The organism is Paraburkholderia sp. RL17-368-BIF-A (assembly GCF_046054045.1).
GTDB lineage: Bacteria > Pseudomonadota > Gammaproteobacteria > Burkholderiales > Burkholderiaceae > Paraburkholderia > Paraburkholderia graminis.
The window spans coordinates 409,609-427,558 of the sequence record NZ_JARESN010000003.1 but is presented as its reverse complement, the minus strand read 5'-3'; the positions used below and the strand labels follow the sequence as shown (position 1 = coordinate 427,558).

Annotated in this window: 19 protein-coding genes; 15 read left to right on the top strand and 4 right to left on the bottom strand. The window is 64.1% G+C overall.

The genetic code is table 11. The features are described 5' to 3' along the window. The first annotated feature begins 44 nt into the window (after window positions 1–44). A complete protein-coding gene (gene eno, locus P0D87_RS07880; protein ID WP_053858435.1) occupies window positions 45–1,328 on the top strand; it encodes a phosphopyruvate hydratase in 1,284 nt (427 codons plus the stop codon). A 114-nt stretch (window positions 1,329–1,442) separates the two neighbouring features. Then, a complete protein-coding gene (gene ftsB, locus P0D87_RS07875) occupies window positions 1,443–1,874 on the top strand; it encodes a cell division protein FtsB (protein ID WP_006051291.1) in 432 nt (143 codons plus the stop codon). Between the two features lie 119 nt (window positions 1,875–1,993). Here ftsB and P0D87_RS07870 read toward each other — a convergent pair whose 3' ends face one another. From P0D87_RS07870 to P0D87_RS07860, 3 genes are all read right to left on the bottom strand, one after another. Beyond that, window positions 1,994–2,380: a hypothetical protein gene (locus P0D87_RS07870; RefSeq protein WP_029967468.1), complete on the bottom strand. Its 387-nt coding sequence runs from the start codon at window positions 2,378–2,380 to the stop codon at window positions 1,994–1,996. A gap of 115 nt (window positions 2,381–2,495) precedes the next feature. Then, complete coding sequence (gene hslO, locus P0D87_RS07865) at window positions 2,496–3,446, bottom strand: Hsp33 family molecular chaperone HslO (RefSeq protein ID WP_006051293.1); 951 nt, start codon at window positions 3,444–3,446, stop codon at window positions 2,496–2,498. 74 nt (window positions 3,447–3,520) lie between these two features. Next, a complete protein-coding gene (locus P0D87_RS07860; protein ID WP_006051294.1) occupies window positions 3,521–4,045 on the bottom strand; it encodes a gamma carbonic anhydrase family protein in 525 nt (174 codons plus the stop codon). A gap of 403 nt (window positions 4,046–4,448) precedes the next feature. Here P0D87_RS07860 and P0D87_RS07855 point away from each other — a divergent pair, with 403 nt between their 5' ends. The 10 genes from P0D87_RS07855 (at window position 4,449) to P0D87_RS07810 (ending at window position 13,669) form a co-directional block, all read left to right on the top strand. Next, a complete protein-coding gene (locus P0D87_RS07855) occupies window positions 4,449–5,372 on the top strand; it encodes a ferritin-like domain-containing protein (RefSeq protein ID WP_053858434.1) in 924 nt (307 codons plus the stop codon). Between the two features lie 104 nt (window positions 5,373–5,476). Then, on the top strand, window positions 5,477–6,361 hold the full coding sequence (locus P0D87_RS07850) for an alpha/beta fold hydrolase (RefSeq protein WP_029967461.1): 885 nt from the start codon (window positions 5,477–5,479) through the stop codon (window positions 6,359–6,361). Window positions 6,362–6,491: 130 nt separating this feature from the next. Next, complete coding sequence (locus P0D87_RS07845) at window positions 6,492–7,322, top strand: 3',5'-nucleoside bisphosphate phosphatase (RefSeq protein ID WP_044021762.1); 831 nt, start codon at window positions 6,492–6,494, stop codon at window positions 7,320–7,322. A gap of 159 nt (window positions 7,323–7,481) precedes the next feature. Further along, complete coding sequence (locus P0D87_RS07840) at window positions 7,482–8,117, top strand: L-threonylcarbamoyladenylate synthase (protein WP_006051298.1); 636 nt, start codon at window positions 7,482–7,484, stop codon at window positions 8,115–8,117. 47 nt (window positions 8,118–8,164) lie between these two features. Continuing rightward, entirely contained in the window at window positions 8,165–8,827 is a 663-nt protein-coding gene (locus P0D87_RS07835; RefSeq protein ID WP_006051299.1) for a site-2 protease family protein, read from the top strand. Window positions 8,828–8,833: 6 nt separating this feature from the next. Continuing rightward, entirely contained in the window at window positions 8,834–10,036 is a 1,203-nt protein-coding gene (locus tag P0D87_RS07830; protein WP_006051300.1) for a tryptophan--tRNA ligase, read from the top strand. Between the two features lie 17 nt (window positions 10,037–10,053). Then, complete coding sequence (locus P0D87_RS07825) at window positions 10,054–10,653, top strand: class I SAM-dependent methyltransferase (protein ID WP_053858433.1); 600 nt, start codon at window positions 10,054–10,056, stop codon at window positions 10,651–10,653. A 43-nt stretch (window positions 10,654–10,696) separates the two neighbouring features. Beyond that, window positions 10,697–11,623, top strand: coding sequence for a 4-hydroxy-tetrahydrodipicolinate synthase (dapA, locus tag P0D87_RS07820; RefSeq protein WP_053858432.1), 927 nt, complete (start codon window positions 10,697–10,699; stop codon window positions 11,621–11,623). 125 nt (window positions 11,624–11,748) lie between these two features. After that, on the top strand, window positions 11,749–12,888 hold the full coding sequence (bamC, locus tag P0D87_RS07815) for an NlpB/DapX family lipoprotein (protein WP_053858431.1): 1,140 nt from the start codon (window positions 11,749–11,751) through the stop codon (window positions 12,886–12,888). A gap of 7 nt (window positions 12,889–12,895) precedes the next feature. Next, window positions 12,896–13,669, top strand: a complete 774-nt coding sequence (locus tag P0D87_RS07810) for an MBL fold metallo-hydrolase (RefSeq protein ID WP_053858430.1) — start codon at window positions 12,896–12,898, stop codon at window positions 13,667–13,669. A gap of 154 nt (window positions 13,670–13,823) precedes the next feature. On the opposite strand, the gene P0D87_RS07805 is transcribed toward P0D87_RS07810, so the two are convergent. After that, on the bottom strand, window positions 13,824–14,522 hold the full coding sequence (locus P0D87_RS07805) for a Bax inhibitor-1/YccA family protein (protein WP_006051305.1): 699 nt from the start codon (window positions 14,520–14,522) through the stop codon (window positions 13,824–13,826). A 353-nt stretch (window positions 14,523–14,875) separates the two neighbouring features. Between P0D87_RS07805 and ndk the strand changes: the two genes are divergently transcribed. The 3 genes from ndk to P0D87_RS07790 all read left to right on the top strand — a co-directional run bounded on the left by ndk (window position 14,876) and on the right by P0D87_RS07790 (window position 17,903). Continuing rightward, a complete protein-coding gene (gene ndk / locus P0D87_RS07800) occupies window positions 14,876–15,301 on the top strand; it encodes a nucleoside-diphosphate kinase (protein ID WP_006051306.1) in 426 nt (141 codons plus the stop codon). Window positions 15,302–15,459: 158 nt separating this feature from the next. Beyond that, window positions 15,460–16,611 (top strand): dual-specificity RNA methyltransferase RlmN, encoded by a 1,152-nt coding sequence (gene rlmN / locus P0D87_RS07795; RefSeq protein ID WP_029967454.1) that lies wholly within the window; start codon window positions 15,460–15,462, stop codon window positions 16,609–16,611. Window positions 16,612–16,826: 215 nt separating this feature from the next. Beyond that, window positions 16,827–17,903 (top strand): helix-turn-helix domain-containing protein, encoded by a 1,077-nt coding sequence (locus P0D87_RS07790; RefSeq protein WP_053858429.1) that lies wholly within the window; start codon window positions 16,827–16,829, stop codon window positions 17,901–17,903. Window positions 17,904–17,950: the final 47 nt, after the last annotated feature.

Below are 17,950 nucleotides of genomic sequence, written 5' to 3'. Positions count from 1 at the left end.
ACCGTGTCGCTGTAAAGAATTCATCGTCATTTCTTGAGGAAACCATGAGTGCTATCGTAGATATCATCGGTCGAGAGATTCTCGATTCGCGAGGCAACCCCACCGTCGAATGCGACGTACTGCTCGAGTCGGGCACGATGGGCCGCGCCGCGGTGCCGTCGGGCGCGTCCACCGGTTCGCGCGAAGCAATCGAGTTGCGCGACGGCGAAACCGGCCGCTACGGCGGCAAGGGTGTGCTGAAGGCTGTCGAGCACATCAACACCGAAATCTCCGAAGCGATCATGGGCCTCGACGCTTCCGAGCAGGCTTTCCTCGACAAGACGCTGCTGGAACTCGACGGCACGGACAACAAGTCGCGCCTCGGCGCGAACGCGATGCTGGCTGTTTCGATGGCCGTCGCGAAGGCTGCTGCTGAAGAAGCCGGCCTGCCGCTCTACCGCTACTTCGGCGGCTCGGGCGCGATGCAACTGCCGGTGCCGATGATGAACATCGTCAACGGCGGCGCGCACGCGAACAACAGCCTGGACATCCAGGAATTCATGATCGTGCCGGTCAGCCAGCCGACCTTCCGCGAAGCACTGCGCTGCGGCGCCGAAGTGTTCCACGCGCTGAAGAAGATTCTGTCGGACCGCGGCATGAGCACGGCAGTGGGCGACGAAGGCGGCTTCGCGCCGAACTTCGGCAGCAACGACGAGTGCCTGTCGACCATCCTGCAAGCTATCGAGAAAGCCGGCTACCGCGCCGGTGAAGACGTGCTGCTCGCGCTCGACTGCGCAGCGAGCGAGTTCTACCACGACGGCAAATACCAGTTGGCCGGCGAAGGCCTGCAACTGTCGTCGGCGGAATTTGCGGACTATCTCGCGACGCTGGCCGACAAGTTCCCGATCGTGTCGATTGAAGACGGCATGCACGAAGGCGACTGGGAAGGCTGGAAGCTGCTGACCGAAAAGCTCGGCAAGAAGATTCAGCTCGTCGGCGACGATCTGTTCGTCACCAACACGCGCATCCTGAAGGAAGGCATCGAGAAGGGCATCGCGAACTCGATCCTCATCAAGATCAACCAGATCGGCACGCTGACCGAAACGTTCGCCGCAATCGAAATGGCGAAGCGCGCGGGCTATACGGCTGTCATCTCGCATCGCTCGGGTGAGACGGAAGACTCGACGATCGCGGACATCGCCGTCGGCCTGAACGCCGGCCAGATCAAGACGGGTTCGCTGTCGCGTTCGGATCGCATCTCGAAGTACAACCAGCTGCTGCGTATCGAAGAAGACCTCGGTGATATCGCCAGCTATCCGGGCAAGTCGGCGTTCTACAATCTGCGCTAATGGTTGTGAGTGGACTTTTTAGCGCTGACCGATGAGCCGGTTCTTCCTCGTGTCTGATTGACCTCGCCGCCCTGCGTAAAGCGCAGGGCGGCGCGTATTTATTGTGCTTACTTCATGCGGCTCGTCACTGCTGTACTGATCGTTCTGCTGGCGTTGATCCAGTACCCGCTGTGGTGGGGCCACGGCGGGTGGTTGCGCGTCCACGAACTGCAGCAGCAGCTCGCGCAGCAGATACAAAAGAACGCCGACGCGAAGCTGCGCAACGAGCGTATTCAAGGCGAGGTGCAGGATCTGCAGAACGGCACGGCTGCCGTCGAAGAGCGCGCCCGCTACGAGATGGGCATGGTCAAGGACGGCGAAGTGTTCGTGCAGTTCGTGTCGCCGAATGCGCCGTTGCCGACGGCGAACGCGCCGTCGACTAGTGCGTCGACACGCGGCGAGGTGTCGGCCGCGCCGCTGCATGTGGTGCCGAATCCGGAGTCGCGCGCGAAGCCCGAGCGTAAGCACGGCAGCAAGGCGGCGAAAGAGAAGAAGCCGGCGCACTGACTAGGGCGTCGAGAGGTAGACAAAAAAAGGCGCGGTCTGTGAACCGCGCCTTTTTGCATTTTGGGCCGCACATTCGACGACCGGAACGACGGCTCTGCCGCATTGCACCTGCCACTGGATCACCAGCCCCAGTACGACCCATAGCCGATGCCGACGCCGGTGCCCCAGCCGTGTCCCCATCCACCGCCGTAGTAGCTGCCGTACACGCTGACGGGCACACGCGGGCTGTAATAACGCGACCACGCTTGCGCGGCGTTTTCGGCGGCGATGGCCTGGTTCTGCTCGGCCATGACCTGCCGGTCGATTGCGTCGTAACGCTCGCGCTCGGCCGGCGTCAGCGGTTGTGCGGTGCTGGCCATGCCCGACTGGTCGGCGGGCAGCCGGCTATAAATGGGCGAGGGACCCGGCGGGTCCATCATGCAACCGGTCAATGCGGTGAGGCCGGCGAGCGCCGTCAACACGGCAAGCGTGCGCGCGGGACGCGGCAATGAAGTGGGAATGCTCATGTTGAATCTCGATCGGTCGATACGTCAGCGCAGTCTAAGCGGACATTGAGCAGACACTAAGTGGACGCTCTGCGGACATTAAACGAACCCGCAAAGCGCCCACCCGCCGACCGCTTCAATGCCGTTGTTCAGCAGCCGGCGTCACACCTTGTGAGAGTGCATTGGCGAAAAAAAGTTGCGCCACGTCGACGGGGTCGAACTCGTACCGCTGATTGCAGAACTCGCAATGAATCTCCACGTGGCCGCGCTCGGCGATCACGCCGTCCACTTCGTCGCGACCCAGCATCTTCAGCATCGAGCCGACTTTTTCGCGCGAGCAGGTGCATTCGAAACGGGCGCTGGCCGGCTCGAAATGCTGGACGTTCTCCTGCCAGAAGAGGCGCCGGAACACCGTCTCCGGTTCTTCCTTCAGCAGTTCGTCTTGCGACAGCGTGCCGCCAAGCGTGCAGACGCGCTCCCATGTATCCGCGTCCAGTTCGCCGGGATGCGGGACGATGCCGCCGTCACCGGGAAGCTTTTGCAGCAGCATGCCGACCGCGCGCTCCGAATTGGCCGCGAGCCACAGGCGCGTGTCGAGCTGCTCGGAGTGATGCATGTAGTGTTCGAGCACTTCGGCCATCGACTCGAGCGGCCCGTTTTCGCCCGACAGCGGCACGATGCTCTGATACGGCTGCTGCCCCGGCTTCTTGTCGCGCGGATCGAGCGTGATCACGCAGCGGCCGTGACCGCTTGCGTTGAGCAATTCGATCATCGACGTCGTCTCGCCGATCACGCTGTCTTCGTCGCCGGAAAGTTTGGCGGTGGCGCGCATCGACAGGTCGGAGCTGCATTGAACCACCAGCATCTTGACCGGGCCGTCGCCGAAAATCTGCATGATCAGCGTGCCGTCGAACTTCAGATTCGCGGACAGCAGCGCGCACGCGGCCATCATCTCGCCGAGAATCGTCCGCACGGGCGCCGGATACTGGCGGCGCGTCAGCACCTCCTGCCATGTATTGCGCAGCGAAACGATTTCGCCGCGCACCGGCGCCGCGCTGAACATGAATTTTTGCAACTGGTCGCTCACAACTTTTCCTCTGTCGAATGGCGCGGCACGGCGAGATGCCCTGCACACGCCGTGCGCGCCGCGCGCCCGGCCGGTTAGCCGATACGCACGAGCTGCGCCTTGAAATACTCGCGGCGCTCGGCGTAACTTGCCGTGCCGCGCTGCATGTTGGCGATGTCCGCGTCGGTCAGTTCGCGCACCACTTTCGCGGGCGCGCCGAGAATCAGCGAATTGTCGGGAAACACTTTGCCTTCGGTCACGATGGCGCCCGCTCCGACCAGACAGTTGCGGCCGATTACCGCGCCATTCAAGACCACCGCCTGAATTCCGATCAGCGCGCCTTCCTTGATCGTGCAGCCGTGCAGCATGACCTGATGGCCGATTGTCACGTTGGCCTCGATGGTCAGCGGAAAGCCCGGATCGGTGTGCAACACTGCGTTTTCCTGGATGTTGCTGCCCGCGCCGAGCGTGATCGGCTCGTTGTCGCCGCGCAGCGTCGCGCCGAACCAGACGCTCGAATTTTCCTCCAGCGTCACGTTCCCGATGATGGTCGCGGAATCCGCGACGAACACGCTTTCGTGGATGTTCGGTGCGGCGTCGCCAAGCTTGTAAATGGTCACGTTGTCTCCTCGTGGATCGGTCGGATCGGTCGCCGGGCGTGCGGACGGCTCGCGGCGTGTCGGGTTTGACGGCTTTTCGTTGGCTGCTGCGAGGCGCTTTGGGCTCTCGCGAGCGTCGAATCGAGTATTGTAAACGGTTGTGTGGTTCGGCCGCTTCGTGCGATATGCGGGGTGGTGGGCGCGGTTTGGTGGGTCTGGCGGGTTGCTGTTGCATGGTGTTGCCGCGTGCGGACACAAGCGGCCAGTGCGGCCATGCCGTCAGACCTGCAAGCGGCGGTAGCCACTGCGCTTGTGACCCGACCGACGCCAGCTCCGTTCGCTGTTTGCCCGCGACAGGCGCGCGCTGCCCTTAAACGTCCGTCGACCTCCGTCGCTCTCACTTCCCTCTACCGATCACGCTGCCATGATGTCCGCCGCTTCGTCCGCTTCGTCCGCTTCGTCCGCTTCGTCCGCTTCGTCCGCTTCGTCCGTTCAGTCCGCGTCTGACATGGGCGACGACGCGCTTTGCGCGCGCACAGCGGCGCTTGCCGCGCTGCGCGAACCCGATCCGGCGACCAAGGCAAACGCCGCGCGCGCGCTCTACGCAGCGGTGCTCGACGGCAGCCTGCCGTGTATCGCCAATATCACACTCGACGAACCGCCGGAATTGCCCGGCCGGCCCGCGCGTCCGGAACTCGTCGAGCCGCGCAAGCTCGGGCGGCGCAGCATGCAATCGCCTCAAGGTCGCTCGGTATTGCTGCACGCGCTCGCCCACATCGAATTCAACGCGATCAACCTGGCGCTCGACGCCGTGTGGCGCTTCGCCGGCATGCCCGCCGCTTTCTACACCGACTGGCTGAAAGTCGCCGCCGAAGAGGCGTACCACTTCTCGCTACTGTCCGCGCGGCTCGCGGACTACGGCCATGCGTACGGCGACTTTCCCGCGCACGACGGCCTGTGGGACATGTGCGAGCGCACCCGTGGCGACGTGCTCGCGCGCATGGCGCTCGTGCCGCGCACGCTCGAAGCACGCGGCCTCGATGCGTCGCCGCCGATCCGCGCGCGTCTGCAGCAGGCGGGAGACGACGCTTCGGCGTCGATTCTCGACGTGATTCTGCGCGACGAAATCGGCCACGTGCTGATCGGCAATCGCTGGTTTCGTCATTTGTGCGACGAAGGCGGGCTGGACCCGCACACGACCTACACGCGCCTCGCCGACCAGTATCACGCGCCGAAATTGCGTGGTCCGTTCAATTTCGAGGCGCGCCGCGATGCGGGTTTTGACGACGCGGAACTGGCGGAACTGGCGGCGCTGGCGGGCCTCGACGTGGACGATCCGCAAAAGTAGGGCGTCTCCACGCGACTGAGTTAGTCCGCACTCGGGCGCCGCCCATCGCCCGCCTATCTCGTTATAATCGAACGATCATTCTTTTTTTTGGCGGGCCTCCGACCATGAATACTTCCCGCTCCGAGTTCGTCGCCGTCCGAGGCATCCGTCTGCATGTGCGGCGCTGGGGCCATCCCGACGCGCCGATGCTGTTCATGCTGCACGGCTGGATGGACGTCGCCGCGTCGTTCCAGTTCGTCGTGGATGCGCTCGGCGGCGACTGGCAGGTCATCGCTCCGGACATGCGCGGCTTTGGCCTGTCCGACTGGCCGGTGGCGCAAAGCGGCGGCGGCCATTACTGGTTCCACGATTACCTTGCCGATCTCGACGCGCTGCTCGACCACTACGCGCCGACCGGCCAGGTGAATCTCGTCGGGCATAGCCTTGGCGCGAACGTCGTCTGCCTGTATGCGGGCGCGCGCCCCGAGCGCGTGCGGCGGGTGGTCGATCTGGAAGGCTTCGGACTCGCGCCCGCGCACCCGGCGCAAGCCCCGAAGCGTCTGCAGAACTGGCTGGACGAGTCGCGCGATCCGCCGCAACTCAAGCGCTACGCATCGCTCGATGAAGTCGCCGGGCGCCTCATCAAGACGAATCCGCGGCTCGCCCCGGCCCGCGCGGAGTTCCTCGCGAAGCACTGGTCGAAGCCCGACGGCGAAGGGCGTTTCATGCTGCTCGCCGACCCGGCGCACAAACTGCGCGGCCCGACGCTGTACCGGCTCGACGAGGTCATGGCCGTCTGGCGCAAGGTGAGCGCGAAAGTGCTGCATGTCGAAGCCGCCAATTCGCCGACGCTCGCGACACTGGCCGGCGAGATTCCGCTCGACGAATTCAAGGCGCGTTTCCAGGCATTTGCCGACTGGCGCGAGAAGTTCATCGACGAAGCGGGGCACATGGTGCACCACGATCAGCCGGAACAGGTGGCGGCGCTGATCGAGGGATTCTGCGCGTAGCGCCGGCAAGGGCGGCACTGCACCGGCGCGAGCGTCGCAGCGACGCCGCCGGAGCAATCGCCTACGAGATTTGCTCTGCGTCCACTTACTGCGTTGCAGTAAAATGGCTGCAAACCTTCTCCAGACGATGATGAACGCCGACCTCCACTGTCACTCCACCGTTTCCGACGGCCAGTTCGCGCCGGCCGATGTCGCGCGCCGTGCGCATGCGGGGGGCGTGACCTTGTGGGCGCTGACCGATCACGACGAACTCGGCGGCCAGCAGGAAGCGCGTGAAGCCGCCGCGGAACTCGGCATGGACTATCTGAGCGGCGTCGAAATTTCGGTGACGTGGGCGGCGCGTACCGTTCACATCGTCGGGCTCGGCATCGACCCGACCAGCTCGGTGCTGATCGACGGCCTCGCGCGCACGCGCAACGGCCGCGCGGCGCGCGCCGAGGCGATCGGCGAGCAACTGGCCACGCTCGGCATTCCCGACGCGTATCAAGGCGCGCTCAAGTACGTGTCGAACCCGGACATGATTTCGCGTACGCATTTCGCGCGCTTCCTCGTCGAAAGCGGCTACGCCGCGTCCACGCAAGACGTATTCAACCGCTATCTCGGCGACGGCAAACCCGGCTATGTGGCGCACCGCTGGTCGAAACTGGCCGACGCGGTCGGCTGGATCAAGGCGGCCGGCGGCGAGGCAATCGTTGCCCATCCGGGCCGTTACGCGTACTCGCCGACAGAATTCGACGCGTTTTTCGCCGAATTCATCGACCTCGGCGGCAAGGCAATCGAAGTCGTCACGGGCAGCCACACGCCCGATCAATACCGCGAATACGCCGACGTCGCACGCCGCTTCGGGTTCGAGGCGTCGCGCGGGTCGGATTTTCATGCGCCGGGCGAGGGGCGTGTCGAACTGGGCACGCTGCCGCCGCTTCCTTCCGATCTCAAGCCCGTCTGGGAACGCTGGCTGTGAACGCGCGCCGTGCCGACGCGGCACGTCGTGTGCGAGCCGGGAATCCGGCGCGCTCGCGTTCCCGCTCGTCAAGTCCGCGTTCGCCTCGCACGGTCCACGGTCGTTTTGCCTTGAGCCGCGCTATAAACCGTTGTCTCTCCGTCGCCATCGTTAGCCGCCATGTCCCAATACTTCCGGCTTCATCCCGATAACCCGCAGCCGCGCCTCGTGAAGCAGGCCGTGCAGATCATCAACGACGGCGGCGTGGTCGCCTTGCCGACCGACTCGAGCTACGCGCTCGCGTGCCATCTCGACGACAAGGACGCCGTGGAGCGCCTGCGCCGGATTCGCGGGCTCGACGAGAAGCAGTTGCTGTCGCTGCTGGTGCGCGATCTGTCGGAACTCGCGAACTTCGCGATGGTGGACAACCGTCAGTACCGACTCATCAAATCGGTGACGCCGGGGCCTTATGTGTTCGTGCTTCAGGCCACGAAGGAAGTGCCGCGGCGGCTCTCGCATCCGTCGCGCAAGACGATCGGCTTGCGCGTGCCGGACCATGCGATCACGCTCGCGATTCTCGGCGAACTTGGCCAGCCGCTGCTCGGCTCGACGCTGATTCTGCCGGGCGAAACGGCGCCGCTCAACGAGCCCGAGGAAATCCGCGCGCGGCTCGAAAAACAACTGGATCTCGTGATCGACGGCGGGGCTTGCGTGTGCGAGCCGTCCACGGTGATCGATCTGACCGGCGACGAGCCGGTGCTGGTGCGGGCAGGGCGCGGTTCTCTCGCGCCATTCGGTCTCGAAGAGACGGCATGAGCGAAAGCGGACAGACGCACGCAATCGCATTGTTACAATAGCGAGTTATGGATTCTTCCCTGATACAAACCATCGCGGTCTACGCGTTGCCGGTGATCTTCGCCATCACGCTGCACGAGGCCGCGCATGGTTACGTCGCGCGCTGGCTCGGCGACAATACGGCCTACGTGCTCGGCCGCGTTTCGATCAATCCGATGCGGCACATCGACCCGCTCGGCACGATCGCCATTCCGTTGCTGCTGTACTTCGCCACGAGCGGCGCGTTCATGTTCGGCTATGCGAAGCCGGTGCCGGTCGCGTTCGGCAATCTGCGCAATCCGCGTTGGGGCAGCCTGTGGGTCGCGGCCGCCGGGCCGGGGTGCAACTTCGTCCAGGCGCTGATCTGGGGCCTGTTCGGCGTGGCGCTCGCCGTGATGGCCGTCGACGAACCGTTCTTCACGCGCATGGCGGGCGCGGGCGTCGGCGTGAATCTGGTGCTCGGCGTGCTGAATCTGTTCCCGCTGCCGCCGCTCGACGGCGGCCGCGTGCTGATGGCGCTGTTGCCGCCGCGCCAGGCCATCGCGCTGTCGCGCCTCGAACCGTATGGCTTTTTTATCGTCATGGCGCTGGTCATGACGGGCACGCTGACGCGCTACTGGTTGAGCCCGCTCGTCGCGCTCGGCTACAGCGGCATCACCGCAATCCTGACTCCACTTGTTTCGCTTTTCTAAATAATCATGTTCCCAGACCGTATCTTCTCCGGCATGCGGCCCACCGGGTCGCTGCACCTCGGCCACTATCACGGCGTGCTGAAAAACTGGGTGCGGCTGCAGTCCGAATACCCGTGCTTCTTCGCTGTCGTCGACTGGCACGCGCTGACGACCCACTACGAAACGCCCGAGGTCATCGAGAAAAACGTCTGGGAGGTGCTGATCGACTGGCTCGCCTCCGGTATCGACCCGGCGCAGGCCACGCTGTTCATCCAGAGCCGCGTGCCCGAGCATGCGGAGCTATCGCTGCTGCTCGGCATGAGCACGCCGCTGGGCTGGCTCGAACGCGTGCCGACCTACAAGGAGCAGCAGGAAAAGCTGAAGGACAAGGATCTGTCCACGTACGGCTTTCTCGGCTATCCGGTGCTGATGGCGGCGGACATTCTGCTGTATCGCGCGTCGCTCGTGCCGGTCGGCGAAGACCAGGTGCCGCACGTCGAAATGACGCGTGAAATCGCGCGGCGTTTTAACTATCTGTACGGCCGCGAGGCGGATTTCGAGGACAAGGCGAACGAAGCCGCGAAGAAGCTCGGCGGCAAGCGCGCGAAGCTGTATCACGAACTGCGCAACGCCTATCAGCAGGAAGGCGACGACGAGGCGCTCGAGCAGGCTCGCGCGATGTTGCAGGAATCGCAAAGCCTGTCGATGAGCGACCGCGAGCGCCTGTTCGGCTATCTCGAAGGCTCGCGCAAGATCATTCTGGTCGAGCCGCAGGCCATGCTGACCGAAGCGTCGCGCATGCCGGGTCTCGACGGCCAGAAGATGTCGAAGTCGTACGGCAACACGATCGGTCTGCGCGAAGATGCCGAGACCATCACGAAGAAAGTGCGCACCATGCCGACCGATCCGGCCCGCGTGCGCCGCACCGATCCGGGCGATCCGGACAAGTGCCCGGTGTGGCAGTTGCACCAGGTCTACACGGACGAGACCACGCACCAGTGGGTCCAGAAGGGCTGCCGGTCGGCGGGCATTGGCTGTCTCGAATGCAAGCAGCCGGTGATCGAAGGCATCTTGCGCGAGCAGCAGCCGATGCTCGAGCGCGCGCAGAAGTACATGGACGACCCGTCGCTGTTGCGCGCGATCGTCGCCGACGGCTGCGACAAGGCGCGCCGCTTCGCCACGGAAACGATGCGCGACGTGCGCGAGGCGATGGGTCTGTCGTACAACTGACGAGCGGCGCGCACGTCATGAGCACGCCGGCCGCAGCCATGCATGGATTGGGCGAGCCGTCGCGCTGGGTGCGTCATTGGGCGCATCTGGTCGCGGCGGGCGGCGCGGTGCTCGACGTCGCTTCGGGTGCGGGGCGGCATGCGCGCTTCTTTGCGTCGCTGGGGCATCCCGTCACCGCGATCGACCGCGACGCGGCCGCGCTCGACGCGCTCGCCGACGAACCGCTCATCACGCGGATTGTCGCCGACATCGAAGGCGCTCCGTGGCCGTTGCGCACGGACGAGAAGTTCGCGGCGGTCGTCGTCACCAACTATCTGCATCGGCCGCTTTTCGGCCAACTGATTTCGTCGCTCGCGCCCGGCGGCGTACTGGTTTACGAGACCTTCGCGCAAGGAAACGAAACGGTCGGCAAGCCCTCTAACCCCGCGTTCCTGCTCGCGCCAGGCGAGCTGCTCGAGGTCGTGCGCGGGCACTTGCGGGTGGTCGCGTTTAAGGACGGTTTTCTCGCGCAGCCACGCCCGGCTTACGTCCAGCGCATCTGCGCCATTCTCGAGGCGGACCGCTCAGACAACCCCGCGCAGGCGGCGCCCCCGCCTTGTTACGAGTTGGCTGGCTAATCCGCTACAATCGCGGTTTACCTGATCAAATTCATGGCGTTTCATGACTAACGGCACACACTCGGGCAACACCGCCGGCAACGACGGCGTTCAGATTCGCGGCAGCATTCCTGCCATCATCACCCCGATGCTCGAAGACGGCAGCCTCGACCTGCCGGCGTTTTGCAAACTGATCGACTGGCATATCGCCGAGGGCACGAATGCGCTCGTGGTGGTCGGTACGAGCGGCGAATCGGCCACGCTTTCCGTCGAGGAACATGTGCTGATGGTCAAGACCGCGGTCGAGCACACGGCGGGCCGGATTCCGGTGATCGCGGGCTCGGGCGGCAATTCCACGACTGAAGCCATCGAGCTCACGCGCGAGGCGAAGGAAGTCGGCGCAAACGCGACGCTGCAGGTCGTGCCGTACTACAACAAGCCGACGCAGGAAGGCATCTACCGTCATTTCGTGAAGATCGCCGAAACGGTCGATCTGCCGGTGATCCTGTACAACGTGCCGGGCCGCACGGTCGCGGACATGAGCAACGAGACCATTCTGCGTTGCGCGCAGGTGCCGGGCATCATCGGTGTGAAGGAAGCGACCGGCAATATCGATCGCGCCGCGCATCTGATCAAGTCGGCGCCGGCGCATTTCGGCATTTACAGCGGCGACGATCCGACCGCCATCGCGTTGATGCTGCTCGGCGGCCACGGCAATATCTCGGTGACGGCCAACGTCGCGCCGCGCGCCATGAGCGAGCTGTGCAAGGCCGCGCTTGCGGCGGACGCGAAGACCGCGCGCGAAATTCATCTGAAGCTCTTGTCGCTGCATAAGAACCTGTTCATCGAATCGAATCCGATTCCGGCGAAATGGGCACTGCAGCAATTGGGTCGTGTGCAGGGCGGCATCCGCCTGCCGCTCACGCCGCTCGACGCGCAATACCACGAAGTGGTGCGCGGCGCGTTGCGCGAAGCGGGCCTGCTCGGCTAACCGGGCGGCCTGTCATACCCGTCAGCGCTCGCCCAGCCACCGGCATTTCCTTAACCGACGTCGATCCAGCCCACGTTCCCGGCACCCAGAACCAGGCACCGCGTTCCAGCATCACGAAGGACCTCATGAAACGTTCCGCACTTTCCCTCCACGCAACCCGCATGGCGGCGCTGACGCTTGCCCTGGTGACGCTCGCCGGCTGTGACACCCTGAACGACTGGTTCGCTTCCGATCGTGTGAATTACAAGGCCGCGGGCAGCGCGCCGCCGCTCGCCATTCCCGGCGACCTGACCACCACCGGCACTGATCAGCGTTACGTTGCACCGCCGGCCAATCTGGCGTTGGGCGGCGCGACCAAGCGCGCGGTCACGGCGGCCGGCAATTCGACCGAAGGCCAGCCGACCGCGCAAGACCCGTACGGCATGCACATCGAGCGCGACGGCGACCGTCGCTGGCTGGTGGTCAACGGCCGCTCGCCGGAACAATTGTGGCCGCAGCTGCAGGAGTTCTGGCAGGAAAACGGCTTCGCACTGAAGACCGACGCGCCGGCCACCGGCATCATGGTGACCGACTGGGCGGAAAACCGCGCCAACATTCCGGACGACTGGTTCCGCCGCACGGTGGGCAAAGTGATCGACTTCGCCTATTCGTCGGGCACGCGGGACAGTTTCCGCACGCTCGTGTCGCGCGGTCCTTCCGATACCACGGACATTTCCGTCACGCATAGCGCGATGGAAGAAGTGCTGACGGGGCAGGACAAGACGTCGTCGCGTTGGGAAGAGCGTCCGCGCGACCCGGCGCTCGAAGCGCTGTTCCTGACCAAGCTGATGCAGAAATTCGGTCTCACCGAAAAGCAGTCGAAGCAATTGCTGACGGAAGCGCGTCCGGCCACGGCTCCCGCCACGCTTGACAAGAGCGCCGGCGCGTCGACGCTCGACCTGCAGGAATCGTTTGACCGTGCGTGGCTGCGCGTGGGCCTGGCGCTCGACCGCACCAACTTCACGGTCGACAACCGCGATCGCGAGAAGGGCATCTACTACGTGCGCTACGCCGATTCGATGCAGGAACTGAAGAAGGAAGGGCTGCTCGGCAAGCTGTTTTACAGCGGCACTTCGACGAAGAAGCCTGGTCAGCAGTTCCTCGTCAACGTGCGCCCGAAGGGTGACGCCGTGACGCAGGTCGCGGTGCTGGACACGAACGGGCAGATCGACAATTCGTCCGACGCGCAGCGCCTCGTGACGCTCCTGCACGCGCAACTGAACTGAACAGGCCGTGCGGTTCGCAAGTCTTGGCAGCGGCAGTGAAGGCAATGCGTTGCTGGTGGAGGCGCAAAGCGGCGTAACCACCACGCGCGTGCTGCTCGACTGCGGCTTCTCGGCGAAAGAAATCGAGCGGCGCCTGAACCGGCTCGGTTCGAGCGCCGAAGCGCTCGACGCCGTTCTGATCACACACGAACACAGCGACCACATTGGCAGCGCGTTGACGCTGGCGCGCAAGTGGTCGATTCCGCTCTACATGAGCTGGGGCACGGCCCGCGCGGTCGGTGCCGATGAAGCCGACGTCGATCTGCAAGTGCTGTGGGGCGACGAGGCGGTGGCGATCGGCGACCTGAGCGTTCTTCCCTACACCGTTCCTCACGACGCCCGCGAGCCGTTGCAATACGTGTTCTCGAATGGCGCGAGCCGTCTTGGCGTGCTGACGGACGTCGGCACGTCCACGCCTCATATCAGCAATGTGTTGAGCGGCTGCGACGCGCTGGTGCTCGAATGCAATCACGACGTACGCATGCTGGCCGGCAGCCGCTATCCGCAATCGCTGAAGGCGCGGATCGGCGGCAATCACGGGCATTTGAACAACGACGCGGCGGCCGAAATTCTGGCTTCGCTCGATCGCTCGCGTCTGCGTCATCTGGTCGCTGCGCATTTGAGTCAGCAGAACAATCTGCCGGAACTCGCGCAGGCCGCGATGGCGAGCGTGCTCGGCGCCGCGGCGACCGAGGTGGTGGTCGCGTCGCAGGCGGATGGATTCGAGTGGCTCAGCTTGTGATGCGCGAGTAGGTCCGGGGCCGCGGCGGTTTGTCGCCGGGGCGCATCGTCATCGCACGCGTAAAAAAAGCCCATAACGATCGCTCGTTATGGGCTTTTCATGATTTCCACCAGGCCGGCGCGTTGAGCGCCGCCGAGGTGCGAGGTGTGAAGCCTTAGTTGCGGTTGCCGCCGAAAATGCCGAGCAGCGCCAGCAGGTTCACGAACACGTTGTACAGGTCGAGATAGATCGCGAGCGCGGCGGTGATGTAGTTCGTCTCGCCGCCGTTCACGACGCGCTGCACGTCGAACAGCATGTACGCCGAGAAGATCACGATCGCCATGACGGACACCGTGAGCATCAGCGCCGGCAGGTGCAGGAACACGTTCGCGACCGACGCCAGCAGCAGCACGATCACGCCCATGAAGAGCCACTTGCCGAGACCGGAGAAGTCGCGCTTGCTCACGGTCGCGATGGTCGCCATGGACGCGAAGATCACACCGGTGCCACCAAAGGCGAGCATGATCAGCGACGGGCCGTTGGAGAAGCCCAGCACGAAGCCCAGAATGCGCGACAGCATCAGGCCCATGAAGAACGTGAAGCCCAGCAGCACGAACACGCCCGCGGAGCTATTTTTTGTTTTCTCGATCGCGAACATGAAGCCGAAGGCGATCGCGAAGAACGCCAGCAGGCTCATGGCGGGACTGGTGGCGGCGAACAGCGAAAAACCGGTGGCGAGACCCACCCACGCGCCGAGCACTGTCGGAATCATGGACAGCGCCAGCAGCCAGTAGGTGTTTCGTAGCACCCGGTTACGCGTTTCGACCGTGCTGACCGCGCCAGTGCGGCCAAAGCTATACGGATGATCGTTCATGGTCTCTCCTTACGTCAGAAGCGTGTTGCGTGATGTTGTCAGCGGATTGCCCAGCGTTCTTACCCGGTGGTGGCCGTTGTTGCCCGTTGTTGCCATATGCCGCCGCGCCGGACGCTGTTCGCCGCCCGCCGCAAACTACCCGATCATAAGATCGGTGCGATGGCCCGGAGTTTCAATGCGTTCACGCTGCGAAAAGTGCGTTGAAAGTCCTACACGGCCTACGCTACCAGCATTCACAAACTCCTGCTTGGAGTCTTTCAATGCTGTAAGGGTTCAATCGCAATCATACATGGGAACATGCTACAATAGCGGATTCATTTGAATCTGTAACCTCTTAATTTTTTGGAGTTTTTATGGCGATCGAACGCACCCTGTCCATTATCAAGCCGGACGCAGTGGCCAAGAACGTGATCGGCCAGATCTACAGCCGTTTCGAAAACGCCGGCCTGAAGATCGTGGCTTCGCGCATGGTCCATCTGTCGCGCGCCGATGCTGAGAAGTTCTACGCTGTGCACGCCGCACGCCCGTTCTTCAAGGACCTGGTCGAATTCATGATCTCCGGCCCGGTGGTCGTCCAAGTGCTGGAAGGCGAAAACGCCGTCCTGAAGCACCGCGACCTGATGGGTGCAACGGACCCGAAGAAGGCCGAAAAGGGCACGATCCGCGCCGACTTCGCCGACAGCATCGACGCGAACGCAGTGCACGGTTCGGACGCCGCTGAAACGGCTGCAGTTGAAATCGCGTTCTTCTTCCCGCAAGTGAACGTGTACTCGCGCTAATGCTGAATTGCCCCGGCGGCCGGTGCAGTCAATGCGTTTATTCACACCAATCGCCGGGCAAAGTAGTAAGGTAAAAGCAGCAGGATGGGCGCGAACGGTTTTGCGTTCATGCAGCTTGTTGCATGAACCAGTCTCGCACTGAAATGGCAGGATTCGATATGACGAGCAGTTCCACCGTCAACCTTCTCGACCTCGACGCCCAAGGGCTCGTCGCTTACTGCGACAGCCTGGGCGAGAAGCCGTTTCGCGCCAAACAATTGCAGCGCTGGATCCACCAGTACAACGCTGCGGACTTCGACGGCATGACCGATCTGGCGAAGTCCTTGCGCGAAAAGCTCAAGGGGCGGGCCACGATCTCGATGCCGGGCATCGTCAGCGACCATATTTCTACCGACGGCACACGCAAGTGGCTGATCGACGTCGGCAACAGCAACGCGGTCGAAACCGTTTTCATCCCGGAAGAAACGCGCGGCACGCTCTGCGTGTCGTCGCAGGCGGGGTGCGCGGTGAACTGCCGTTTCTGCTCTACCGGCAAGCAAGGTTTCTCGCGCAATCTCACCACCGGTGAAATCATCGGCCAGTTGCGCATGGCCGAGTTCGCGCTGCGCGCGTCGCTCGGCGCGGCCGGCGGCCGCGCCGTGGGCGGCGAAGGCAAGGGCGAGCGCGTCGTCACGAACGTCGTGATGATGGGCATGGGCGAGCCGCTTCTGAACTACGACGCAGTTGTACCCGCCATGCGCCTGATGCTCGACGACAACGCCTACGGCCTGTCGCGCCGGCGCGTCACGCTGTCGACCTCGGGCGTCGTACCCATGATGGACCGGCTGGGCGCCGATCTGCCTGTTGCGCTGGCGGTATCGCTGCATGCGCCGAGCGATCCGCTGCGCGACATGCTGGTGCCGCTCAACAAAAAATACCCGCTGCGCGAATTGATGGCGGCTTGCCAGCGCTATCTGAAAGTCGCGCCGCGCGATTTCATTACCTTCGAATATTGCATGCTGGACGGCGTGAACGACAGCGAAGCGCAAGCGCGCGAGCTGCTCGCGCTCACACGCGACGTCCCATGCAAGTTCAATCTGATTCCGTTCAATCCGTTCCCCGAATCGGGCCTCGTGCGCTCGAAGTCGGAACAGATCAAGCGGTTTGCACAGGTGTTGATGGACGCGGGCGTCGTCACCACCGTGCGCAAAACACGCGGCGATGATATCGACGCTGCCTGCGGTCAGTTGGCGGGTGCGGTGAAAGACCGCACGCGTCTCGCTGAGCGCACCGGGAAGGCAGCGAAGATCATCGAGGTTCGCGCCGTCTAGCAGGAAGGGGCGGGGGGCTGCGAAGATTCGGCGCAAGCGCCGGAGAATGCGCAAAAACGCTTCACGCCCCGGCAATTGAAAAGAAAGTTTGCAGAATCGATCGGAAGCGGCACAAGAGGCCGCGCATTTTGTTATAAACGGTCTGCGATTCGGACATGAGGTTTGGACCGGTCCGGTCGCACAGTGAAAAAAGAATCGACGCGAAAGGATTTGGGATGAGTGAGCCGCAGCACCCGCAGCCGCAGGACACAGACACGAACGAAGGCCGCCCGGCATCTGTCGCACGGGCGGTGGTGCAGCCTGTGGGGCAGCCGGGCCTGGACTCGCTGGCGGCGGTTGGCGCGCGCTTGACGCAACTGCGCGAATCGAAGAACTGGTCGATCGAAGACGTTTCTGCCCGCCTCAAGGTGGCGCCCGCCAAATTGCGCGCGCTCGAAGCGGGCGACATCAGCCACTTGCCGGACACCACGTTTGCGCTCGGCGTCGTGCGCAGCTATGCGAAGATGCTCGGCGCCGATCCCACGCCGTTTACGCAGGCTTTGCGTCGCGAGAAGGGCGTGCCTGCGCCGGATCTGTCGATGCCGGCCTCATCGGGCAAGGATTTGCCGCGCGGCCGCGTGTCGCTGTCGCTCGGCGGGGGCGCGCAAAGAAGCCGGTCGTGGTTGTGGGGCGTCGCGGCGGTGATCGTCGCGGTTATCGCGCTCGCCATGTGGCATACCAATGGCGGCGATTCCACGGCTTGGCTCGCGCGCCTGAAAGCAAGCGCGAACGGCGGCGCGGGTGGCGCCACTGGTGCATCCGGTGCTGTCGCGCAAGGCCCGGCGGCCGGCTCGGAGGCAGCCGCTCAGGAGGCGGCGCCCGAGACGGACGCTGCGGCGCAAGGCGCGTCGTCGGCTACACCGATGCCCGCTCCGCTCGCTGCCGGCACGGCGCCGGCTTCGGCGCCGCCCGTCACGGCTACGCCTGCTGCGCCCTCTGCTCCTGTGGCGAGCGCGCCGGCGGTGGTCGCGGGCGCATCGGCGGCAGTTGCAGCGCCGCGGGCAGGTTCGGCCATCGTTGCGCTGCGCGTCACGCAGGACAGCTGGTTCAGCGTGCGCGGCAAGGACGGTAAGGAAGTCTTCTCCGGCCTCGTGCGTGCGGGCGACACAAAAGAAGTGACGGGCGAAGCGCCCTTGAAGGTTACGGTCGGCAACAAGGCGGGTCTCGAGTCGATTACGCTCGACGGCCAGCCGGTCGATCCGTCGAAATATGCGGCGGCGAAAGGCAACGTGGCGCGCTTCGCGCTGCCTTGATACAGACGGTGTGCGCCGCGGCCAACCGGACCGCGGCGCTTTTTCAA

What these genes read in the sequence shown, in the direction of transcription:
- P0D87_RS07825 (WP_053858433.1), top strand. Translation starts at nt 10,054, where the DNA reads ATGAGCACGCCGGCCGCAGCCATGCATGGATTGGGCGAGCCGTCGCGC.
- P0D87_RS07840 (WP_006051298.1), top strand. Translation starts at nt 7,482, where the DNA reads ATGTCCCAATACTTCCGGCTTCATCCCGATAACCCGCAGCCGCGCCTC.
- bamC (WP_053858431.1), top strand. Translation starts at nt 11,749, where the DNA reads ATGAAACGTTCCGCACTTTCCCTCCACGCAACCCGCATGGCGGCGCTG.
- P0D87_RS07835 (WP_006051299.1), top strand. Translation starts at nt 8,165, where the DNA reads ATGGATTCTTCCCTGATACAAACCATCGCGGTCTACGCGTTGCCGGTG.
- P0D87_RS07870 (WP_029967468.1), bottom strand. Translation starts at nt 2,380, where the DNA reads ATGAGCATTCCCACTTCATTGCCGCGTCCCGCGCGCACGCTTGCCGTG.
- ndk (WP_006051306.1), top strand. Translation starts at nt 14,876, where the DNA reads ATGGCGATCGAACGCACCCTGTCCATTATCAAGCCGGACGCAGTGGCC.
- rlmN (WP_029967454.1), top strand. Translation starts at nt 15,460, where the DNA reads ATGACGAGCAGTTCCACCGTCAACCTTCTCGACCTCGACGCCCAAGGG.
- dapA (WP_053858432.1), top strand. Translation starts at nt 10,697, where the DNA reads ATGACTAACGGCACACACTCGGGCAACACCGCCGGCAACGACGGCGTT.
- P0D87_RS07850 (WP_029967461.1), top strand. Translation starts at nt 5,477, where the DNA reads ATGAATACTTCCCGCTCCGAGTTCGTCGCCGTCCGAGGCATCCGTCTG.
- eno (WP_053858435.1), top strand. Translation starts at nt 45, where the DNA reads ATGAGTGCTATCGTAGATATCATCGGTCGAGAGATTCTCGATTCGCGA.
- P0D87_RS07855 (WP_053858434.1), top strand. Translation starts at nt 4,449, where the DNA reads ATGATGTCCGCCGCTTCGTCCGCTTCGTCCGCTTCGTCCGCTTCGTCC.
- P0D87_RS07845 (WP_044021762.1), top strand. Translation starts at nt 6,492, where the DNA reads ATGAACGCCGACCTCCACTGTCACTCCACCGTTTCCGACGGCCAGTTC.
- P0D87_RS07830 (WP_006051300.1), top strand. Translation starts at nt 8,834, where the DNA reads ATGTTCCCAGACCGTATCTTCTCCGGCATGCGGCCCACCGGGTCGCTG.
- P0D87_RS07805 (WP_006051305.1), bottom strand. Translation starts at nt 14,522, where the DNA reads ATGAACGATCATCCGTATAGCTTTGGCCGCACTGGCGCGGTCAGCACG.
- P0D87_RS07790 (WP_053858429.1), top strand. Translation starts at nt 16,827, where the DNA reads ATGAGTGAGCCGCAGCACCCGCAGCCGCAGGACACAGACACGAACGAA.
- ftsB (WP_006051291.1), top strand. Translation starts at nt 1,443, where the DNA reads ATGCGGCTCGTCACTGCTGTACTGATCGTTCTGCTGGCGTTGATCCAG.